General features: G+C 38.2%; 17 protein-coding genes. 8 read left to right on the top strand and 9 right to left on the bottom strand.

Annotation, left to right across the window (positions count from 1 at the left end; genetic code table 11):
* The first annotated feature begins 267 nt into the window (after window positions 1-267).
* Window positions 268-1602 carry an N-succinylarginine dihydrolase gene (astB, locus tag VSAL_RS16510; protein ID WP_012551498.1) on the top strand — a complete coding sequence of 445 codons (1335 nt, stop codon included), beginning with the start codon at window positions 268-270 and terminating at the stop codon, window positions 1600-1602.
* A gap of 100 nt (window positions 1603-1702) precedes the next feature.
* Here astB and VSAL_RS16505 read toward each other — a convergent pair whose 3' ends face one another.
* Entirely contained in the window at window positions 1703-2251 is a 549-nt protein-coding gene (locus VSAL_RS16505) for a molybdopterin dinucleotide binding domain-containing protein (RefSeq protein WP_269447629.1), read from the bottom strand.
* A gap of 96 nt (window positions 2252-2347) precedes the next feature.
* Here VSAL_RS16505 and tnpA point away from each other — a divergent pair, with 96 nt between their 5' ends.
* The 5 genes from tnpA (at window position 2348) to VSAL_RS23540 (ending at window position 4869) form a co-directional block, all read left to right on the top strand.
* The gene (gene tnpA, locus VSAL_RS22935; RefSeq protein WP_231850883.1) at window positions 2348-2515 is read left to right on the top strand and encodes an IS66 family insertion sequence element accessory protein TnpA; all 168 of its coding nucleotides are present in this window, start codon (window positions 2348-2350) and stop codon (window positions 2513-2515) included.
* Window positions 2516-2560: 45 nt separating this feature from the next.
* Window positions 2561-2908 carry an IS66 family insertion sequence element accessory protein TnpB gene (gene tnpB / locus VSAL_RS16500; protein ID WP_012551497.1) on the top strand — a complete coding sequence of 116 codons (348 nt, stop codon included), beginning with the start codon at window positions 2561-2563 and terminating at the stop codon, window positions 2906-2908.
* Window positions 2909-2979: 71 nt separating this feature from the next.
* Window positions 2980-4467: an IS66-like element ISVsa2 family transposase gene (locus VSAL_RS16495; protein ID WP_012551496.1), complete on the top strand. Its 1488-nt coding sequence runs from the start codon at window positions 2980-2982 to the stop codon at window positions 4465-4467.
* A 52-nt stretch (window positions 4468-4519) separates the two neighbouring features.
* A complete protein-coding gene (locus VSAL_RS16490) occupies window positions 4520-4711 on the top strand; it encodes a hypothetical protein (RefSeq protein ID WP_012551495.1) in 192 nt (63 codons plus the stop codon).
* Complete coding sequence (locus VSAL_RS23540; protein ID WP_012551494.1) at window positions 4708-4869, top strand: hypothetical protein; 162 nt, start codon at window positions 4708-4710, stop codon at window positions 4867-4869. Before VSAL_RS16490 ends, VSAL_RS23540 begins: the two co-directional genes overlap by 4 nt.
* 135 nt (window positions 4870-5004) lie before the next feature.
* Here the strand turns inward: VSAL_RS23540 and VSAL_RS16485 are convergent, their stop codons facing one another.
* The 4 genes from VSAL_RS16485 to VSAL_RS16470 are packed head-to-tail and all read right to left on the bottom strand — an operon-like array spanning window position 5005 to window position 9055.
* Window positions 5005-5763 carry a GumC domain-containing protein gene (locus tag VSAL_RS16485; RefSeq protein ID WP_012551493.1) on the bottom strand — a complete coding sequence of 253 codons (759 nt, stop codon included), beginning with the start codon at window positions 5761-5763 and terminating at the stop codon, window positions 5005-5007.
* 35 nt (window positions 5764-5798) lie between these two features.
* Window positions 5799-6041, bottom strand: a complete 243-nt coding sequence (locus tag VSAL_RS16480) for a hypothetical protein (RefSeq protein WP_012551492.1) — start codon at window positions 6039-6041, stop codon at window positions 5799-5801.
* A 9-nt stretch (window positions 6042-6050) separates the two neighbouring features.
* On the bottom strand, window positions 6051-7340 hold the full coding sequence (locus VSAL_RS16475; protein ID WP_012551491.1) for an HlyD family type I secretion periplasmic adaptor subunit: 1290 nt from the start codon (window positions 7338-7340) through the stop codon (window positions 6051-6053).
* Between the two features lie 14 nt (window positions 7341-7354).
* A complete protein-coding gene (locus VSAL_RS16470) occupies window positions 7355-9055 on the bottom strand; it encodes a type I secretion system permease/ATPase (protein ID WP_012551490.1) in 1701 nt (566 codons plus the stop codon).
* 352 nt (window positions 9056-9407) lie between these two features.
* Here VSAL_RS16470 and VSAL_RS16465 point away from each other — a divergent pair, with 352 nt between their 5' ends.
* Window positions 9408-10718, top strand: a complete 1311-nt coding sequence (locus VSAL_RS16465) for a DUF3131 domain-containing protein (protein ID WP_231850954.1) — start codon at window positions 9408-9410, stop codon at window positions 10716-10718.
* Window positions 10711-11505, top strand: coding sequence for a glycoside hydrolase family 16 protein (locus tag VSAL_RS16460; protein ID WP_012551488.1), 795 nt, complete (start codon window positions 10711-10713; stop codon window positions 11503-11505). Before VSAL_RS16465 ends, VSAL_RS16460 begins: the two co-directional genes overlap by 8 nt.
* A 50-nt stretch (window positions 11506-11555) precedes the next feature.
* Here VSAL_RS16460 and VSAL_RS16455 read toward each other — a convergent pair whose 3' ends face one another.
* The 4 genes from VSAL_RS16455 to VSAL_RS16440 are packed head-to-tail and all read right to left on the bottom strand — an operon-like array spanning window position 11556 to window position 18885.
* Window positions 11556-13709, bottom strand: coding sequence for an ATP-binding cassette domain-containing protein (locus tag VSAL_RS16455; RefSeq protein WP_012551487.1), 2154 nt, complete (start codon window positions 13707-13709; stop codon window positions 11556-11558).
* On the bottom strand, window positions 13710-15293 hold the full coding sequence (locus tag VSAL_RS16450; RefSeq protein WP_012551486.1) for an ABC transporter transmembrane domain-containing protein: 1584 nt from the start codon (window positions 15291-15293) through the stop codon (window positions 13710-13712).
* A complete protein-coding gene (locus VSAL_RS16445; RefSeq protein ID WP_012551485.1) occupies window positions 15290-16660 on the bottom strand; it encodes a TolC family protein in 1371 nt (456 codons plus the stop codon). The genes VSAL_RS16450 and VSAL_RS16445 overlap by 4 nt, the downstream gene beginning before the upstream one ends.
* On the bottom strand, window positions 16660-18885 hold the full coding sequence (locus VSAL_RS16440) for a response regulator (RefSeq protein WP_012551484.1): 2226 nt from the start codon (window positions 18883-18885) through the stop codon (window positions 16660-16662). Before VSAL_RS16440 ends, VSAL_RS16445 begins: the two co-directional genes overlap by 1 nt.
* Between the last annotated feature and the right edge of the window lies 1 nt (window position 18886).

The raw sequence follows: 18886 nt of genomic DNA, 5'->3' as shown, positions 1-18886 counted from the left end.
AAATACCTATGAATATATTAATTTTATTACTGTTCTTTAAGTAGAAGAAAAAGCTGCATAGTTATTTAATTGCAGAGAATAGTTAATTAAAAGCGAGCAAATGTTAAATAAAAGTTGTGATTGTGCGCTTGTTTGATGAGATTAAATGCTACTGAATGAATTAGATTTGCTAGTATCTTGATCAACAAAACTCAATAGAGTGAATTAGGCGATTACTTTTATTATAGGTAAGCCAAGAAAAAACGCAGAACAATTATGAGGGAATATATGAAAGCAGTTGAAGCGAATTTTGATGGCCTTGTTGGGCCAACGCATAACTACAGTGGTTTATCGGTTGGAAATATTGCCTCTAAAAATAATAAAGCTGGTGCTTCAAATCCAAAACAAGCGGTGAAGCAAGGCTTAGAAAAGATGAAAGCGTTGCATGACATGGGGTTTGTTCAAGGGGTATTAGCACCTCAAGAACGCCCTGATATTGCTACGCTACGTCGTTTGGGTTTTTCTGGGTCAGACGCTAATGTATTGCAACAATCACATCAATATTCTCCTCAGTTACTCGCGGCTTGTAGCTCAGCATCAAGTATGTGGACAGCAAACGCAGCGACAGTATCCCCAAGCTCTGATACGGCGGATGGCAAAGTTCATTTTACGCCCGCAAACCTCATTAATAAATTTCATCGCTCAATTGAAGATGAAGTGACTGGTAATATTCTAAAAGCCACATTCGCAGATGAAAAACACTTCTCACATCACGAAGCCTTGCCACACAGTGATTACTTTGGTGATGAAGGCGCAGCGAACCATACGCGTTTTTGTAATGAGTACGGCGAGCAAGGTGTCGAGTTTTTTGTGTTTGGTAAGAGTGCATTTAATGACCGTTACCCTGCACCTAAAAAATACCCTGCGCGACAAACACTAGAAGCCAGTGAAGCGATAGCAAGAACGCACGGTTTGCGTGATAAATTTACGGTCTTTGCACAACAAAACCCTGACGTTATCGACCAAGGGGTTTTCCATAATGATGTTATTGCTGTCGGTAATAAGAATACGTTATTTTGTCATCAACAAGCATTTTTGAATCAAGAGCAAGTGAAGTCTGATTTAAGTGCTTCTTATGGTTCTGGCTTTAATGTTATTGAGGTTCCGACTGATAAAGTCTCTCTTCAAGATGCCGTAGAAACGTATTTGTTCAATAGCCAATTAGTAACAAAGTCGGATGGTAAAACCTTGATCATTCTTCCACAACATTGTCGTGAGAACCCAAGAGTGTGGGCTTATTTAAACGAGCTTGTGGAGCAAAAACGTGGCATTGATGAGTTACATACCTTTGATTTAAAACAGAGTATGCAAAATGGGGGTGGCCCAGCGTGTCTTCGTTTACGTGTCGTATTGAATGAAGCAGAGCAGCAGGCTGTAAACCAACAGACATTAATGAATGATATGTTATTTTCAACGTTGAATGCGTGGGCAGATAAACACTATCGTGATCGCATTGAAGACAAAGATCTTGCGGATCCTCAATTGCTATTAGAATCTCGTGCCGCACTCGATGAGTTAACTCAGATCATGAAGTTAGGTTCGGTATATCCGTTCCAGAGATAACGTTAGCTAAGTCTTTAAAATACGCCAGTGGCTTCGATTTTTTATGAAATCGAAGCCACTTTTATTGATAGTAATAGAAATTACAGCGATATCTATGTCACTAATGGCGATGGAAACTTGCCTCAATGTTATCTTTTTCATCATGTTGATAAAGAGCAAGTAGCCATGATTTTTGTTCGTTAGTGGTTTTTTTACTGACAATAAAAGCAGAATGTAATTTGGTATTACTGATGATTGCGTATCGGTATTCATGGCTTAACTCTGACGTTAATTTACTCTCTTTATTTATGTTATCGAGCAGAGAGGAGAGTTGAATAATAAGTGCCATTGTATTTTGTTCACTGGCAATTCTATATAAGTAGCCATGATTGGCTTTTTCACAGATCCAATACTCAATATTATCCATTTCTATCTTATGAGGCGTGATAAATAACGCTTCACTGTTGTAGTGCCATTGCTTAATGTTTACTGGAGTATGTTTAAATTCGGGCTGACCTGATGTTGGGTCTACGACGTCGTTAATCAACAAACAAGGTTTACTGTTTTTTGCGGTCGCGCTGTTCCAGTGAATGGGAATAAACAGTGAGTTTTCGCTTATCTCTTCGGTAATGTAGACTCGAGCTTGGATTGCGCTGTTTACATTGTAAATCTTAGCTATATGGTTGTAAGCGTGCGGGGAACTACACCTAACAAATAAAATTCATTATGCGTATCTTACGATCTTTCATTTAACGAGAACGTAATTATGCAAAAAGATAAAAAGAGAACACCAGAGCAATGGCACGCTCTATTTGAATCTCAGCAATCTAGCAAGCTTAGTGCCGCTGAATTTTGTCGTAACCATAATATTCTGCCAAAGACATTTAGTGCACGTAAAGCACGATGGAAACAAAAGATTAACATTGCCAGCTAATACTGAACCTCACTGGATAGGACTCTTATTAAAAGGGTATCAATCATGAATGTATTTACTGATGTTTCCACCATTTATCTTCATCGTGATTTTGTCGATTTTCGCAAGGCCATTAATGGCCTTGTCGTGATTGTTGAGCAAGAAATGCAACTATCACCGTTTAGTGATGCTCTATTTATATTTTGCAATAAGCCTCGTGATAAACTCAAAATATTGTATTGGGATAAAACAGGATTCGCTTTATGGTACAAGCGATTAGATGAAGACCGCTTCAAATGGCCACGAAATATAAATAACGATACGTTAGCATTATCAGAGCAGCAACTGACACTGCTATTACAAGGTTTTGATATCTTAGGACATCAACTGGTACATTATCAAACAACCCTTTAAATAGTTGATTCTCAGTCAAGAATAGGAGGCAACCGATTGATTACCTGTATTATCGTTATATAGTCATCTACATGACTGATAAAATAAAACCACTTCCTGATACCATTGACGAGCTGAAAGCACTTGTGCTTCAGCTTGAAAATAAATATAACCGTCTTCTAGAGCAATTTCGACTGGCTCAACATCAGCGCTTTGGTAAAAGCAGTGAATCTGACTCGACTCAATTTGATTTATTCAATGAAACAGAAGAAGAAATCATCATTGAAAATGATGACACACAAACGATTACCTACACTCGTCAAAAGCCAAAACGCCAACGCTTACCTGAAGACTTACCGCGTACTGTTATTATCCACGACATAAAAGATAAAACTTGTAAGTGTTGCGGTCTAGAGATGCATGCGATGGGTAAAGACATCAGTGAAAAGTTGGAATTTGTACCAGCTAAAGTGGAAGTTATTCAACATGTTCGTCCTAAATATGCTTGCCGAAATTGTGAAAAAAACAATACTTCAGTAGACATTAAACAAGCCCCAATGCCAGCGTCACCAATCCCTAAAGGGATTGCGACCGCAAGTTTACTTGCTCAAATTATTACGGCTAAATTTCAATACAGTCTTCCACTTTATCGTCAAGAAACGTTATTTCAGCAATGGGGTATCATTATTGGACGGCGAACGATGGCGGATTGGTTAATAAAATGCTCGGTACTATTTACCCCTCTTAATAACGAGTTACATCGTATTTTGCTTGAACAACCCACTCTGCATTGTGATGAAACAACGGTAAATGTGTTGGATGTTGAAAAAGCAAAATGTTATATGTGGGTCTACTGCTCTGGCTATGATTCTCCAGGCTCTGGTGTTTTGCCTGGAATTGTACTTTATGATTATCAATCTAGCAGGCATGGCAACCATCCAGTTAACTTTTTAAAAGGTTATAACGGGTATTTACATACCGATGGTTACCAAGGTTATGAACAAACTGAAGCGATTTTAGTTGGCTGTTGGGCACACGCACGTCGACGATTTATTGAGGCTCAACGTGTTCAAGTAAAAGGGAAAACAGGGAGTGCAGATTGGGTATTGAGTAAAATCCAAAAGCTATACCGGATCGAATCGTTATTAAAAGAGGCTTCCCCTGAAGCCAAGTATGTTGCTAGGCAGACAGAAGCCCGCGATTTACTTAAAGAGCTCCGTGATTGGCTTGATAGCGCAGTTAGTCGAGTATCACCTAAAACAAAATTAGGTGAGGCGATTAGCTATACATTAAATCAATGGGATAAATTAGTTCGTTATATTGATGATGGATTGTTATCTATTGATAACAATCGAGCAGAGCGAGCGGTTAAACCGTTTGTTATCGGCCGGAAAAACTGGTTATTTTCGGGTTCAACGGCTGGTGCAGATTCAAGTGCAATGCTTTACAGCATTGTAGAAACAGCAAAGGCAAACGGATTAATCCCTTACGATTATATTAGGTATTGTCTAGATCGTTTATGTGTTGGATCGCCAGATATCGATTCACTTTTACCTTGGAATGTAAAAGACAAGGTGTAGTTCCCCGCACGCTTACGTTGTAGGCAATGATGGCCAAGACAGTATCATTGATATGACACAAACCGCGTATCAAGAGATTGAAGGGGTGGTTGTTAATACCTCGAATACCGAGTTAAAAATAGCGCTAGATAAAATATTGGTTAATGACAGCGCAGGAGAGGCTAATGGTCAGTTTGTATGTTCAGGTGTTGAAACCTTAAATATTGATGGATCTCACTGGCAGCTTACGGGTATACCGCGATGATGGACAGTGGCTTAAAAGACACTTACGAAGCAAGTAATATTGATACCAGTAACTTAAATGGCTATACGTTTGCGAACAGTACCGGAGATGAAGTTACGATATGGAGTGATTGTGATGAAGACCAAATCACCATTGCTGATCCTAACGAAATAGCTTAACGGTTATCTTTAATGATTAGACGATAAATTGTTAACACAAAAAATGCCGAATAGAAATATTCGGCATTTTTATTGATGTTTTTATCTTGCTCGGTTAATCATTAATATTTATTTAGTCATACTATAAAGTAAGCATTAATCACCTAAGCACAGTTTACGGTTTTGCGCTGTAATCGAGGTGTCATTGGCAATGACAAAATGATAATAATTCGAATCCATTTGGTTTTTCTGTAAATACGTTCTGATGTGGCTTAAGGTGCTTTTTGCTTCGTTATAACGGTATAGATAGTCTTTATCACATTGGTTTTCAACACTTAAATCAACTTGGTAAGCATCGAATTTTTTCATTAATTCTTCTACTCGCTCTTCGTCAATCGCCTTTTGATCTGCGGCGGTGACTGTTTTTTCTGGTGGTGGGGTATTTTTTAATTTCTCTAGCTCTACACGCTGTTGTTCAAGCTCATTCTCTTGAGATTGTAAGGCTACTCGCTCTTTGTCTAATTGAGTATTTAGTTTTTTCTTTTCGTTAGCTAAACGTGATTTCAGGTTTTTATTGTAGCTTGATTTATAGCGAGCTAATTTACGTCGCTCGGTCGCCAGTTGTTCTTTAAGCTGATTAATGGTTAAGTTTTTCTCAACTAAGGTTTCACTTGTGATACTTAAATCACGGCGAAGGGTGTCATTCTTTGATTGCAGTTCAATAATGACGTTGTCGTAATCTGTTAATGAGCTTGATAGTAATTGTTCAGCAATGAGGTCATCCGTTAGGCGTTGAATTGTTTCGTTCTTATTATTAATCGATGAGCTTAAAGAAAGTAGGGTCATACCACTAATAAAAAGACAGGCAATAAGGAACATAAGGAAAATTTGCAGTTTCTTGGTGTGTTTGATCATATAAATGTTCTCTACAATGTTTTATTTAGTGTCTATTAAGTTAGGGCGTGCAGTACTTTGTTATCACAATTTGGGCAAAAATAAGAATGTTTATGGATAAGTGCTTGGCAATGTGGACAGGCCAATTTAAGGCGATTCTTACTTAATAAAATAAGGCATAAACCGACAGGGCCAAGAACATAACCAAGTAAAATACCGGCAATGAGGTTGCCTTTTCGATACCCAATAAATGCCGTTAAGGCGAAGAAAAAGAAATAAAAACTGAGCCAAAAAATCATGATATATCCTTATTGTTCACGAAATGCTTTGTAGTAAGAGTTAAATAACGGTGCGGTAAAGTAATCCCAGAGCGTCCGATTTTCTAATAAGATTAAAACATCAGTTGGCATCCCAGGATAAAGTTCGACGTTAGTGAGTTTGGTTATCTCTTCTTGAAGCAATTGAACTTTCACCAAATATCCGCTTTCTTTCTCCCCTTTTTTATTTAGTCTATCCGCCGCGACATAAATGACGGTTCCCGTAATTGGGGGTGTTTTACGGACGTTATACGCATTTAGCCTTACTTTTGCGGTTTGTCCTGTTCTTACTACATCAATGTCTTCGGGCTTAATAATGGCTTGAACGATAAGTTGTTCATTGTTTGGTACGATTTCCATAATAATATCGCCAGGATTAACAACTCCCCCAATACTGTGAATGTTTAAACCAACAATAGTGCCAGTATGCTCACTTCTTACTTTGATGCGTGATCGAACATCTAGAGCCGTTATTAAGGCCTGATTAGTGTCTAACCATTCTTTTTCTAACTGATTTGATTGAGAGGAAAGGGACTGTTTTAATTCAATGTCTTTGGCTTCAAAATCTTGTTTGAGTGAGGTTAACTGACGAGTCGAGACATTAATCTTAGTTTGTAGCTCTTCTCGTTGAGATTCAATACTGGCTTGATGGCGTTGTATTTCAAACATTTTAGTTTGGGAAACGTATCCTTTTTTTACTAGCCCTTTCATCATGTTAATTTCTTTACTTACCAATTGAAGCTGACGTTTTATGGATTTTAATTGGGATTTAGAACCACGAATTTGTTCAGTTAGTTGTTCTTTATTTTGAGTGTATTGGTTAGTTCGAAGCTCATTACGTAATAAAAACTGCTGAAATTGAAGTGTCTGATTATTTAAAATGTTCATGACATCAGCACTGTTTGCTTCGTCATGATATTCCTCTGTCCATGATACGATGTTGTTATCGCTTAACTCGGCTTGAAGTCGCTCAATGGTTGCTTTTAAAGAAATAGATCGTAGCATTAGGCGATAGTAATCAGAATCAGCTTTAGTGTTCGCTAGCTCAATTAATAAGTCGCCTTTCTCTACATGTTGGCCTTCAGTGACATGAATTGCTTTTACCCAGCCACCTTGTAGATGTTGAATTTTTTTACGCTGAGACTCGACGATCAATGAACCGTTTGCGATAGATGCAGAGCTTAGTTGCGCTGTTGTTGCCCACCAAACAAACCCACCTATGGTTAATAAAATAAAGGCAGAGCAGAGAGTAATAATACGAGTGGTACTAAATTGAGTCATAAGTTCATCCTTGCTTACGCTGTTTTAGGAACAGTAACAGAGTTAGGGTTATCAATGGCAGACATCTCTTCTAAAAATAGTTTTGATGGCCCCGCCTTCTGAACTTGTCCTTCTTTTAACGAGATCACCCAATCCATTTGGCGTAAAAAACCAGGGCGGTGGCTTATCATAATTACGGTGATTTTGTTTTCTTTACAGTATTGCAGAACAATAGCCAACGCAATTTCACCTTCGGGATCAAGGTTTGAGTTTGGTTCGTCCAACACAAGAATTGAGGGATTGGAAAAAATAGCTCGAGCTAAGGCGATACGTTGTTTTTGTCCACCAGAGAGTTGAGAACTGCCCCCTTCTTCTAAGTAGGTATCGTAGCCCTGAGGAAGAGAAATAATCAGTTTATGAATACAGGTTAAACGAGCGGCTGCGATGATGTCTTCATCTGTAGCTTCGGTAAATCGACAAATATTTTCAGCAATGGTGCCGGATAATAAACCGACTTGTTGCGGTAAATATCCGATGTGTTGACCAAATTGTTTTTCTGGCCAAAGATGAATCGCGGCACCGTCTATTTTTATTGAACCGACACTCGGCGCATGAATCCCCATTAATAACGACGCTAATGTTGATTTACCTGAACCGGAATTGCCTAAAATAGCGAGTGCATTACCATGACCTAATTTGAAATTGATGTTTTGCAAAACGGGTTCTTTTTTATGTGGCAGTTTTAATCCCACGTTTTGAAAGAGAATGTCACCTTTAGGGTTGGGTAGTGTGGTTTTTGCTGCGTACTCTTCAATAAAAGAGAAGTTTTTAAGGCGCTGATACGCTTTAAATGCACTGAACCATGACTTCCAGCCATTAACGGCTTGTTCGAAAGGAGAAAGTACTCGCCCCATAATGATGGAACTTGCGATTATAGCCCCCGTTCCAATCTCTTGTTGTAATGCCAGTATTACCCCAATCGTTAATATAAGCACTTGTAAAATAGTTCTAAAATAGCGGCTGATGGCGAGTAACTGCCCGATACGAGAATTTACTACCCACTGTAAACCAAGCATCTTATGGTTTTGTTTATTCCAATATTTACCAATGCTTTCTGCCATCCCCATGGCTTTTAGTGTTGATGCATTGCGGAGATAGTCGTTTAATTCTAAGGTGGTTTTTGCCGCGACCTTGTTACTTTCAATGGTTGATTCTTTGGCAGAATGCATCATGACAATGGCTAAAATAATGAAAATAACGCAGCCAGATAAGGTGATTAAACCAATCGCAGGATGGAGCATAAATAGAATACCAAGGAAAAGAGGGATCCACGGCATATCAAAAATAGCAGAGCTAGAAGGGGATAATAAGAAACGTCTTATCTCAGACAGATCTTGTAAACCTTGTTTATTAATATTTTTGGATATGGCTGATTGTCGAATACTTTCAGATAACATGATGGAGCTAATAGAAACATCGAGTTTCAAGCCTGAACGCTGTAACAAAGCAATACGGAAATATTCGATAACGGCTTGTGCTGTTAAAAGAAAAACAGCAATAAATAATAAAGCGTATAGGGTGTCTAAGCTAGAGCTACCAAGCACTCGGTCAAAAAGCTGCAAACTGTAAATGGGTAACGTAAGTACGAGAAAGTTGATTGCACAGCTAAAGAGTAAGGCAAACGATACGTCTCTCTTTGTTTCTGACAGTGATTTTTTCAGCTTATCCTTAAACAAAAGTACACCTCAAATAATGTTATTAATCTAGTGTAAGCAGTATAGGAAAAAGAATGCGCTATTCGTAATGAGAAAAGAAGATTTCTTTATATCAGAATATAGAGGGCGTTATTTGACGATTATTTTTATGAAAATGCCTTGAGTTATCCTATGCTTAGGAGATACACACAAAGGAGGTGTGATGGGGCTATCTAGGGTCTGGATAACGCTAATAGGGATTGTTTTATCCTCATTCACTATATCAGTAACAGCAGAGACAGATTCCCCTAGTTTTTATGGGAAGCGCTCTGTTGCGCCTAATGAAACTCTTTCAGAGCAAGCCGCACCTACTTTTCAGCGGCGTTCTATTGTTATGACCCCGCAGATAGTTGAACCTGAACACCTTGATGAGCGTGCAGTGACTGACGAATCAACTGATTTAACGCCTGCATTTATTCAAGAAGACGAAGGCCCACATAATTTCCCTATTCCTTTGGTTTTGGTTGAATTGACCCGTAATGAAAAATTACTAGCAAAAAAAGCGCAATATTATTTTGATCGTAATTGGAATGAAAATACGGGATTTACCGATTCTGTTCAAGGCTATCACCACGTTACGATGTGGGATGTTGCCAGTGATATCAGTGCTCAGTTCTCACTTGAGGGCTTGGGTTTACAATCAAAAGAGTTCACTCATCGTAAATTAAAAAGGTTATTGACGACGTTGCTAGAAGCGCCTTTGTATCAAGGTAAATTACCTAATCGAGAATACAGCACCAAAACTGGAAAGCCATCAGGACGGTACAGCAATACAAAAAGCAATGGCAATGGATGGTCGGCTTTAGACATTGGCCGCCTGCTGATTTGGTTGCATATCATTAAACAAGAAAAAAAAGAATTAGCCCTGTTGGTAGATAATATCGTAAGTAAGTGGTCACTCGCTTCTTCAGTGCACAATAAAACCTTGTATGGCACTAAATTAAGAAAGCAAAGTGAACATTATCGCCAAGAAGGGCGTTTAGGGTATTTACAATATGCAGCTTCTGGTTTTGCTTTGTTTGGTTTTGATGTGAGTGAAAGTTACCAGAAAACAGACATCGATAAAGTGATTATTGGTGGCATTCCTTTTTATATTGATTCGAGAAACATGCCATTTTCAACGCCAGATCCCTATGTGCTCACTCGTTTAGAGTTGGGGGAACCGACAGCGTGGTGGGATCAGCTTGATACTATTTATACCCTGCATAAAGCAAAGGAAAAACAAACTGAAAGACTGTGGGTGTTTGGGGAAGATGCCATGAACCAAACACCATGGTTTGCTTACAATAATATCTTTTTTTACGGTAAAAGTTGGCTAAGTACTTCAGCGGGAGGAAAGCCAATAGAAGTCTTTCAGGTGTTCAGCAATAAAGTCGCCTTTGGGCTCAGTGTTATTTACGATGACGAATACGCTGAACGCTTAGTTGAAAATGTGATAGCCAATAGCCTGTACTCTCGCTCTGTTCCTACGGGAATATACAGCGATGGCTTGACCAATACGGCGCACAACATTAATACCAATTCAATGATTTTGTCTGCTTTGTTGTACAAGAGGAAGAATAATTCGGCGATGTTACATACCAACACTAAACTTAATAATAAGGCGGTAACGGTACTTGCTGATATTAAGGAAAGTGATGAATAAATACGATGCGTTATTAATTGTCGGATTATCTTCTTTTACTGTGGAGGCGTGTGACGTGGATGAGTGCGAAGTGAGTTATTTTTCTGAATCATTGAAAGAGTTAAACAGTGATTTGTTTGAAAGAGCACATCATTGGAGTAACGGTTTTCCATTTTTGAATCGATGGGAGGCCGGTGCAATTGGTTTTTCTGAAAAAGGAATGAATATTGAGTTGAGTGACGAGCCTCAGAGTAATGAGCAATATAAATATCGTTCAGGGGAGTTACGCAGTCGGCATTTTTATGGTTATGGTTGTTTTTCTATTGAGATGAAGCCTATTTCTTCTCCCGGTATTGTGACGTCTTTTTTCCTTTTCTCGGGTAAACACGATAAATACGAAGGGAGTAACGCCAAGCACAACGAAATTGATATTGAATTTTTAGGTAAAAATACGCATGAAATTCAGTTTAATTTTTGGACGAATAACGATGAATACCTTAGTAAAAACTCGGTGTTAATTCCATTAGAGTTCGATGCCTCTAAAGACTTTCATCAATATGCAATGTTATGGCAACGAGATAGCATTCAGTGGTTTGTGGATGGTGAAATGCGTTATGAAGTACAGCAATCTAAAGACAATCCAATTCCAGACATGGCTGATTCTCGCTTAAAAATCATGGCTAATGTGTGGCCTGTAGATGATGAGTTATCGTCGTGGGCAGGTAAAGTTAATGTGTTGAATCAGCCGTTAAATAGCACTTATCGTAATCTGTCTTTCCAGCCTATAAATGCGTGCGGAACAAAGTAATTCTCCCTTTTGTTCCGCATTATTTTCCTTTTTCTATTTAAATCATCAAATTAAGTCAGCATCACGGGTGCAGCCTGTAGGACTTTATCGGGTGCGCCGTAGAACTTTTGAGAGCCATCTTTTTCAAGTAATAAACACTGATCAGAGGTAGCTACCATTGATTTACTTGTGGTGCTAAAGATAACGGTGCTGTTGGCTAAATATTCACTGAATAATGAGGTGAGATATTTACTGTTTTCATGCTCAGATCCGACAAAAGGTTCATCCATGATAACGACTCTTTTTCTGCAATATCCGATGCCAATCGCTAGAGTGAGTTTGCGTTGTATGCCATCTGGCAATGTCGAAAGAAAATCAGCACTTAATAGGGTCTTTTTTCCTTGAGGAAGATAAGGCAATAAGTCTAAAAAGTTAAGCATTTCATCAATGAAAGCGGGTGGAACATAACCATTGTACATTGTGTAATTGGCGTGAACCGTACCGTGGTATAAATGCATATCAAAAGGAACATAACAAATGCTGTTTCTGAACCGGAAATTATTAAATTGGTTTACGTTATAACCATCAAACAATAAGCGACCTTGAAAGCGAGGTTCAATGCCGCTCAAAATATTCATCAATGTTGTTTTGCCACTGCCTGATGGGGCACAGACAGAGACTTTATTGCCTGATTTAATAGCAAAAGAGAGGTTAGTTAATCCTTTATTTATCCCTTGATAGCGATGAGATAAGCCGTTAATGGACAGTTCACCACTGAACTGATGAATCGGGGGGCTTTTTTCTATACGACTCTTATCATCATCTAAAGACATTAATGCGTTGATTTGTGCGGTTGAGGCTTTGATGGTATCAATTTTTGCTAAGGAGTTATAAATCCCCATGATTGGGGTTAAGGTTTTCCAAACCAAGATAATGATGGCAAGCATGGCGCCGGGGTTCGTGTCTCCCGCCATTACTGCGGTTACAGCGATCACAATGGTTGTAGTGCCAATGACTTGAATAAAACTGCTGCCCAATTGCTGTATTTTTGCATTGGTTACTGAAACATGATGAGAATCTTGTAAACGCTGAGTTAATGCTGAATTAAAACGAGATTTAATGACCGACAGTAGCGGCAACTTTTGAATTGAACTGACATTACTCAATACTTCATTCCATTGATAAGACACCATTGCATTTGCTCTAGAGCTTTTTGATGTGGCTTGCATATAAATATAGCGTGCGTAAATGCAAAACAAGATCATGATAACGATACCAATAATAACGGTTATCGCGGCGCTGCCAGACATAATGAAAATAGCAATTAAGAAAATAAAGATAAAAGGCAAATCAAAATAGCTCAGGCTAGATTCTGCGGTGACAAGCTGACGGAATTGGTCGATATCTTTCAAACGAGCAAGTTGAGAAGACGTTGCCGCATTAGACGTTAATGCATACGGCAGCCATAGTAGTTTTGAGATGACTTGATAAGAAATATAACGGGCTAGCTCTTGGCCTGATGTATTTAAAATGGTCATACGTTGTTTTTTAAATAGATATTCCATTCCCGCTATTACGACCGCTCCAGAAGCAAGCCAATAGAGCGTAGAGGTAGATCCAGCGGTTAAGGCAAAGGTATACACTCCCATAATAAAGAAAGGCTGAAGCGTACCTAATAAACTAATTAAAAGGCTTAATAATGCAAGGCTCTTGAATTCATTGTTGTAGTGATAAAAAACGTGTTTTATCCAATTACGTTTATCTTGTGATTCAGGTGGTGGTTCTCTGAATAGACGCGAATATTTAGAAATCGAACACACTTTAGCTGAGATTTTTCCTTTAGCTTCACTTTCTATGGTGATGTCATTTTCATAGTCATAAAGGTAGAGAATATCGTCATCAAAGTTTAATAAAATATAGTTCTGATCTTGCAAAGAGATAAAACTAGGGCAATCCAATTCTAGAAATTGATCGGCATGAGTAATGTCACTTTCAATGCATTGATAGTCAAGGCGAGTCAGCGTTTTATTAAATGAAAGCGCATGCTCACTGTCAGATAAAAACGCATCAGACAGAATGTCAGGCGTACCTTCCCATTCAAGCGTGACTAAAGTGTAAGCGAGTCCAAGCAGTAATGGGTTTTCAGAATATCGGGTCTGTAAATGCCCATTTTTGAAATGATGAAGACGTTCTTGTATCTCATCAAAAGCAATTAATGTATCCATCTAAGCCACCTCATTAATTGGTGTGTGTTGGATCTTAATGTCGGTGTCTTTAATCTTATTGCTGACAATGACAAACAAATAAGACTGAATGCGCGGACGAAGGCAAGAGAGTAAGTTAAGGCTGAAATCGTCATCAAAAACCAAATCAAAATCGTCAATGAGAATGACTTTTTTATTACTTAATAATGCTCGTACAATTAATAATGCAAAATGTACTTTACGAGAAAAAGGCTTGATACCCGTGGTGGTAATGTCGGTATAAAAACCGAGTTTGAGATCATCAATGTCGCTCTTTATCGATAATGCTTCACACAGGGAATACGCCGCTTTGTGTAATTGAGGTCGAAAGCAGGTGATGTTATCAATAATGGTTCCATCCACAAAAGTGCTGTGTTTATCGACCAATACCACGTTGCTAATGGTCTCTGATTGATAATAGTTATCTGCATTTAATCCATTGATGGATAAGCGGTACTCTTGTGCTAATGGCTTATTGGTAAAGGCTTTTACAATGGACGACTTCCCTGAACCAGAAGGGCCAGAGACGATGGATATTTTTTCTGCCGTAAAATGATAGTCTTTACTGCCGTGATAACTCAATACTCTTGGAGTTGGTTGAGGTGCCGTCGTTCTTTGTTGAGATTCTTCCATTGATAAAATGTCATTCAGACGTTGGATATAACTTTTATTTACACGCCACTGACTAATGGTTCTCATTGTTTGCTGGTATGGGGCAAAATAACGGTTAGTTAATAGAATGATTGCCGCCATGACCCCTTGGCTGATATCCAAATTAATCACCGCCATCGCACTGCTTACCACAGTAAAAGTGACGGCTAATTGTTGAATTAAATTTAGAGTTAGATTGAAGCGAGATTCTTGTTTCTCAAATTCAGTGGTGTGATGTTCACGCTCATTAACCATCGTTTCCATTAAGTTTTCTAAGCGGTATTCCATTGAGCGGCTTTTTATATCTAAAGGATAAGAAATAATCTCAATCACTTTTGAATTGGTAATGCCTTCAATGTCTGATTTTTTCTCCATTAATGCGATTTTTGTTTTGGATAAATGTAAAGAGATCAGTAACAAAAACAAGGAAGACAGAGTTAAAATAACCCCTGCACCAGGGTTAATCAGACTGATCACCAGAAGAGTGATTAAGCAGGTAAAGGCATTGATGGCAGATCGAATAAGATCGCCACTGAAAAAGGATTTTAGCCCGGGAATTGTGGTCAGTCGCTCTAGGTACTCTCCAGTTTCTAATCGTGTAAACAAAGAGAGATTAGAGTGACAAATTGCGTGAAATAATTGATTGGTGATTTTCTTTTCAAAGCGATTCCCAATACGAGATACCATGGCTTCTTCTAGGTTTTTTACTTTGTAATCTAAGAAGATCGCGATCAAGATGATGGCAAAAATGAAATAGAGTGAAGAGCTTGAATTATTCGGCAATATGCGGTCAAAAATAATTAAAATGGAAAAGGGTAAGACTAAGCCGAGCAAGGTTGTTGTTAGGCTTGATGCAAACAAAAAGAAAGCATCAAAGAACCCTAATCTCGGTAAATAATGGAGTTTATTCATCATTTAACTCCTTCTGATGTAAAGCGTTCTAAAATCGAGATGTCAAAGGTGTCACTAATGGGTTCCATTCGATTCGATATCTCTTCAATCGATACTAAATCTACCGCTCCAAATAGAGCGTAGAGCTTGGTCATATTAATGATGTAATCGTATTGATTGGTATGATATTCACGGATGTTGTCGTATAAATCCGATTCTGAATTGAGTAAATCCGTGAGTGTTTTTGTGCCTAATTTAAACGCGCTTTGATTACCTTTATAGACAAGGTAATTGGATTTTATAATGGATTTTAAAATAGCTAACGATTCTACATTGGTATTGATATTGTAGATAAGTTCTTCGAAATTAACTCGATTGTCATTTACTGCTTGATCATATTGAGATGAGAATTGATTGATTTTCGTTTTACTTTTTTGATAATCGTAATAATCAGAGCCTCCGTTAACAATAGGGATGTCGACGGTGAGGGCGTAAGTCGCGTCATCGGTTCTTGAGCTATCAAAATTACTGTCGGTGTATTCATAATTAGCGGATGCAGATAGGGTCGGATAGAAATCAGAACGAGATTGAGTGAGAGATCGTTTCGATTTATCTAAGTTGGATTTTGCAATCGCAATATCATAATTACTGCCAATGAGATTTTTCTCAAGAGTGCTTTTTTCATAATAATCAATTTCAGCGTATTGATTATTGAGTTTCACATCATAAGACGGTCGAATAGGCGCTTGAGTGGTAGATTGCAATTGAACTAACGCGAGATTAATACGTTTACGAATGTCGGCCAATTGCTTATAGGTTGATTCTTTCTGAGCTTGGGTTTCGTAGACGTCTGTTTTAGGTAAATTACCCAATTCATTATTACGACTTATTTGCTTTAATCGTGCTTCTGATGAGCGAAATTGTGCATCGGTCGCTTTTTTCTGAGAGTGATATTTCAGATATGAGAAGTAGTTTTCTACCACCTGAATAATGATGTCGTTTACGATTTTATCGTGTTTTAGTTTGTTGATTTGTAAATCAATGCCACTTTCTTGATAAGAGCGAATTTTCGACATATCTAAGATGGTTTGAGATACCGAAACGCGATAGCCGTAGCTGTTGTATTCATTGTTTGATGGAGTACTTGAATCGACTTCTGAATCATTCCATGTCGTATTTGCATTGGCATTAATCGTAGGGAAAAAAAAGGCACCACTGATACTTTGATCAAACTCTGAAGACTCGACTTCGTATTTAGAGTTTAGGATTTGATAGTTATTTTTGAGTGCTTCATTTATCAAGGCAGATAATTCACTGGCGTGACTCATTGGTTGCCATGCCGCAAATAGGCCGACCAGAAAAAAAGCACGAGAGCGGTTTGTTTTTGTCATTAGCCTACTTTCCTTATGGCCATGTACTTCTTAATGACAGCATAGATCTCTTCGTTTTTGTACGGTTTACTGATGACGTAATCCATTCCTGCATCAATACATTGTTTATGTTCTTTATTACTGGTTAATGCGGTAGCACCGATGATTGTGGTTGGTGGTAAATGGTGCTCTTTTTCGTATTGACGAATTAACGATGTTGCTTCCATGCCACCCATCCCCGGCATAATGCAATCCATAAAGATAATATCGAAGTTATTTTCTTTTACTAAAGCTAAGGCTTTCTCTCCGTCATCAACGCCTTCACTTTGGAACTCGAAGCCGGTTAGAATTTTGTTTAAGATGAATTGTTGTACTTTGTCATCTTCGACAATTAAGAATCGGCTGGTGATCTCTTCTGCTTTTCCTGAGTCACTGTCGAGCGTCGTTAGAATATTATCGATGAAATCAACTGGGGTGAATGGGTGATAGAACACGTAATCAACATGATTGTATACATCATCAATGTCAGATGAATTTGAAACCGATAAGAAGAGTTTAATGTTTCGCTTGGTTAATCGTGCTTTTAAGGTCTTACAGAAGGAATCAAGGGTAATGCCTTTAATTCTATCGGTTAAGAAAATGCCATCGTTGGCGATTAATCGTTTCATTGATTTGAAAATATCATTAGCGGTGTGAGCAATAATCACATTCGCCCCTTGATTGGACAAGGTATTGGCAATGACATCGACTTGAATACCGGAAGCACCACAAAGAAGAATCGTTTTATCTGCTAAGCGATTATTGTGCGTTTGATATTCTGAGGTATTGATATCGAAAGAAACATGCAGTTTTTGAGCATAGCCTAAATCTTGTGTCATGGCGGTGTAGTTATTAATGCCATTCAATAGATGAGTAGACAATTCATCGTTAGTCACGTTTTTCTCTGGTGCTTGCTGCCACGCTAACGCATCAATGGTTTTCATGGTGTCGTAATCGTCTAAGTACAAGTACAGAGTCAAATGTATGGTGAGTTTATCGACACGGTCAGAACTGCTACAGGTTGCATTAAATAAGATCTTTGGTTGGTTAGACGCAGAGATCATATTTGAAACTTGCAGTAGTAATAACCAAAATAAACCAGTTTGGTTACCGTACATTTTTAGTGGGATAGCATTATCAACAAAGCACTCGATATTCTTTGATTGTTGCTTGGCTTTGGTTGATGTTAAGACGATTAATTCACTGATTAAATGGTAGAAGTGAATGGTCTTATTATGACTCATGGCATCAATGTTTGAGAGACGATTAAAGTTATCTGCTAGGTTTTCAAGTGTATTTGTTGCTGACATTATTTCTTTTGCTAATAACGCGCCGCTTTCATCGGCGTCTTTAATTAACAGTTTCACACCACCTTGAATTGTATTTGTGATGCCACGAACCTCATAACCTAATAAATTATACAGTCGTTGATATAAATCGGTTTTTGATTTTTGGTCTTCAAGTTGGTCGTAGCTAGAGAGCAGTTTGGCATAGATGTTTTTTTCAATACTACTGGTAGATATATTGGAAATACGCTCTTTTACTTTATCGTGGTCAATGGTTTTTAAATCATTAGAAATGCTTTTAAATGTGCTTGATATGCGATTCTTTTCGGTATGAGCCGCACGTATTAATTTGGTGTTCAACAAGTAATAAAGAGCAAACACTAAGATCAAACTGCCGTTTAGCATGAGTAAGGTATAAAGATGATTATCTTGTTTCTCTTTGCTTAATCTGGCGTGGTTTAGTAATAAGCTGTCTATGATGGAAGTGCTGTTTGTAAAGGCCACTCCCAGCGATTGTTTGAGTTCATTTAAATCAAAAGTACGATTGTATTTTTTTATATAAAGTTGAATTAGGTCAAACCCCAATATGCCACTGGATGAGGCGAGGGATTTTTCATTGGCAATAAGTGCGTGGAAATTATCAATCTCAGAGGAGAGTTCGCTAGTAAATAATTGCACTTGTGCGGTACTGCAACTTGAATCACTTCGGGTACAGACCTCTAGTGTGGCATTTAATCGGCTGATGCCATTGAGTATCTCTCTTGATTTGTTTACCAACAGTACTTGTACTTTACTCTCATTGTTATCGCTAACAGATAATACTTCACGAAGAGAGTAAGCGCCTTGTGCCAATATTATCCCTAGAGTGATAAAAAAAAGGACATGAATAAGAGGAGTGTTCGGTTGAAGAAGTCGTTTCATT

The organism is Aliivibrio salmonicida LFI1238, assembly GCF_000196495.1.
Lineage (GTDB): Bacteria > Pseudomonadota > Gammaproteobacteria > Enterobacterales > Vibrionaceae > Aliivibrio > Aliivibrio salmonicida.
Note: the sequence above shows the minus strand (reverse complement) of the source record. Positions and strands in the feature narration are given on the sequence as shown.

Excerpts from the sequence above, each read along its gene's own strand:
- astB (WP_012551498.1), top strand. The coding sequence starts at position 268 with ATGAAAGCAGTTGAAGCGAATTTTGATGGCCTTGTTGGGCCAACGCAT.
- tnpA (WP_231850883.1), top strand. The coding sequence starts at position 2,348 with ATGCAAAAAGATAAAAAGAGAACACCAGAGCAATGGCACGCTCTATTT.
- tnpB (WP_012551497.1), top strand. The coding sequence starts at position 2,561 with ATGAATGTATTTACTGATGTTTCCACCATTTATCTTCATCGTGATTTT.
- VSAL_RS16495 (WP_012551496.1), top strand. The coding sequence starts at position 2,980 with ATGACTGATAAAATAAAACCACTTCCTGATACCATTGACGAGCTGAAA.
- VSAL_RS16490 (WP_012551495.1), top strand. The coding sequence starts at position 4,520 with ATGACACAAACCGCGTATCAAGAGATTGAAGGGGTGGTTGTTAATACC.
- VSAL_RS23540 (WP_012551494.1), top strand. The coding sequence starts at position 4,708 with ATGATGGACAGTGGCTTAAAAGACACTTACGAAGCAAGTAATATTGAT.
- VSAL_RS16485 (WP_012551493.1), bottom strand. The coding sequence starts at position 5,763 with ATGATCAAACACACCAAGAAACTGCAAATTTTCCTTATGTTCCTTATT.
- VSAL_RS16480 (WP_012551492.1), bottom strand. The coding sequence starts at position 6,041 with ATGATTTTTTGGCTCAGTTTTTATTTCTTTTTCTTCGCCTTAACGGCA.
- VSAL_RS16475 (WP_012551491.1), bottom strand. The coding sequence starts at position 7,340 with ATGACTCAATTTAGTACCACTCGTATTATTACTCTCTGCTCTGCCTTT.
- VSAL_RS16465 (WP_231850954.1), top strand. The coding sequence starts at position 9,408 with ATGACCCCGCAGATAGTTGAACCTGAACACCTTGATGAGCGTGCAGTG.
- VSAL_RS16460 (WP_012551488.1), top strand. The coding sequence starts at position 10,711 with ATGAATAAATACGATGCGTTATTAATTGTCGGATTATCTTCTTTTACT.
- VSAL_RS16455 (WP_012551487.1), bottom strand. The coding sequence starts at position 13,709 with ATGGATACATTAATTGCTTTTGATGAGATACAAGAACGTCTTCATCAT.
- VSAL_RS16450 (WP_012551486.1), bottom strand. The coding sequence starts at position 15,293 with ATGATGAATAAACTCCATTATTTACCGAGATTAGGGTTCTTTGATGCT.
- VSAL_RS16445 (WP_012551485.1), bottom strand. The coding sequence starts at position 16,660 with ATGACAAAAACAAACCGCTCTCGTGCTTTTTTTCTGGTCGGCCTATTT.
- VSAL_RS16440 (WP_012551484.1), bottom strand. The coding sequence starts at position 18,885 with ATGAAACGACTTCTTCAACCGAACACTCCTCTTATTCATGTCCTTTTT.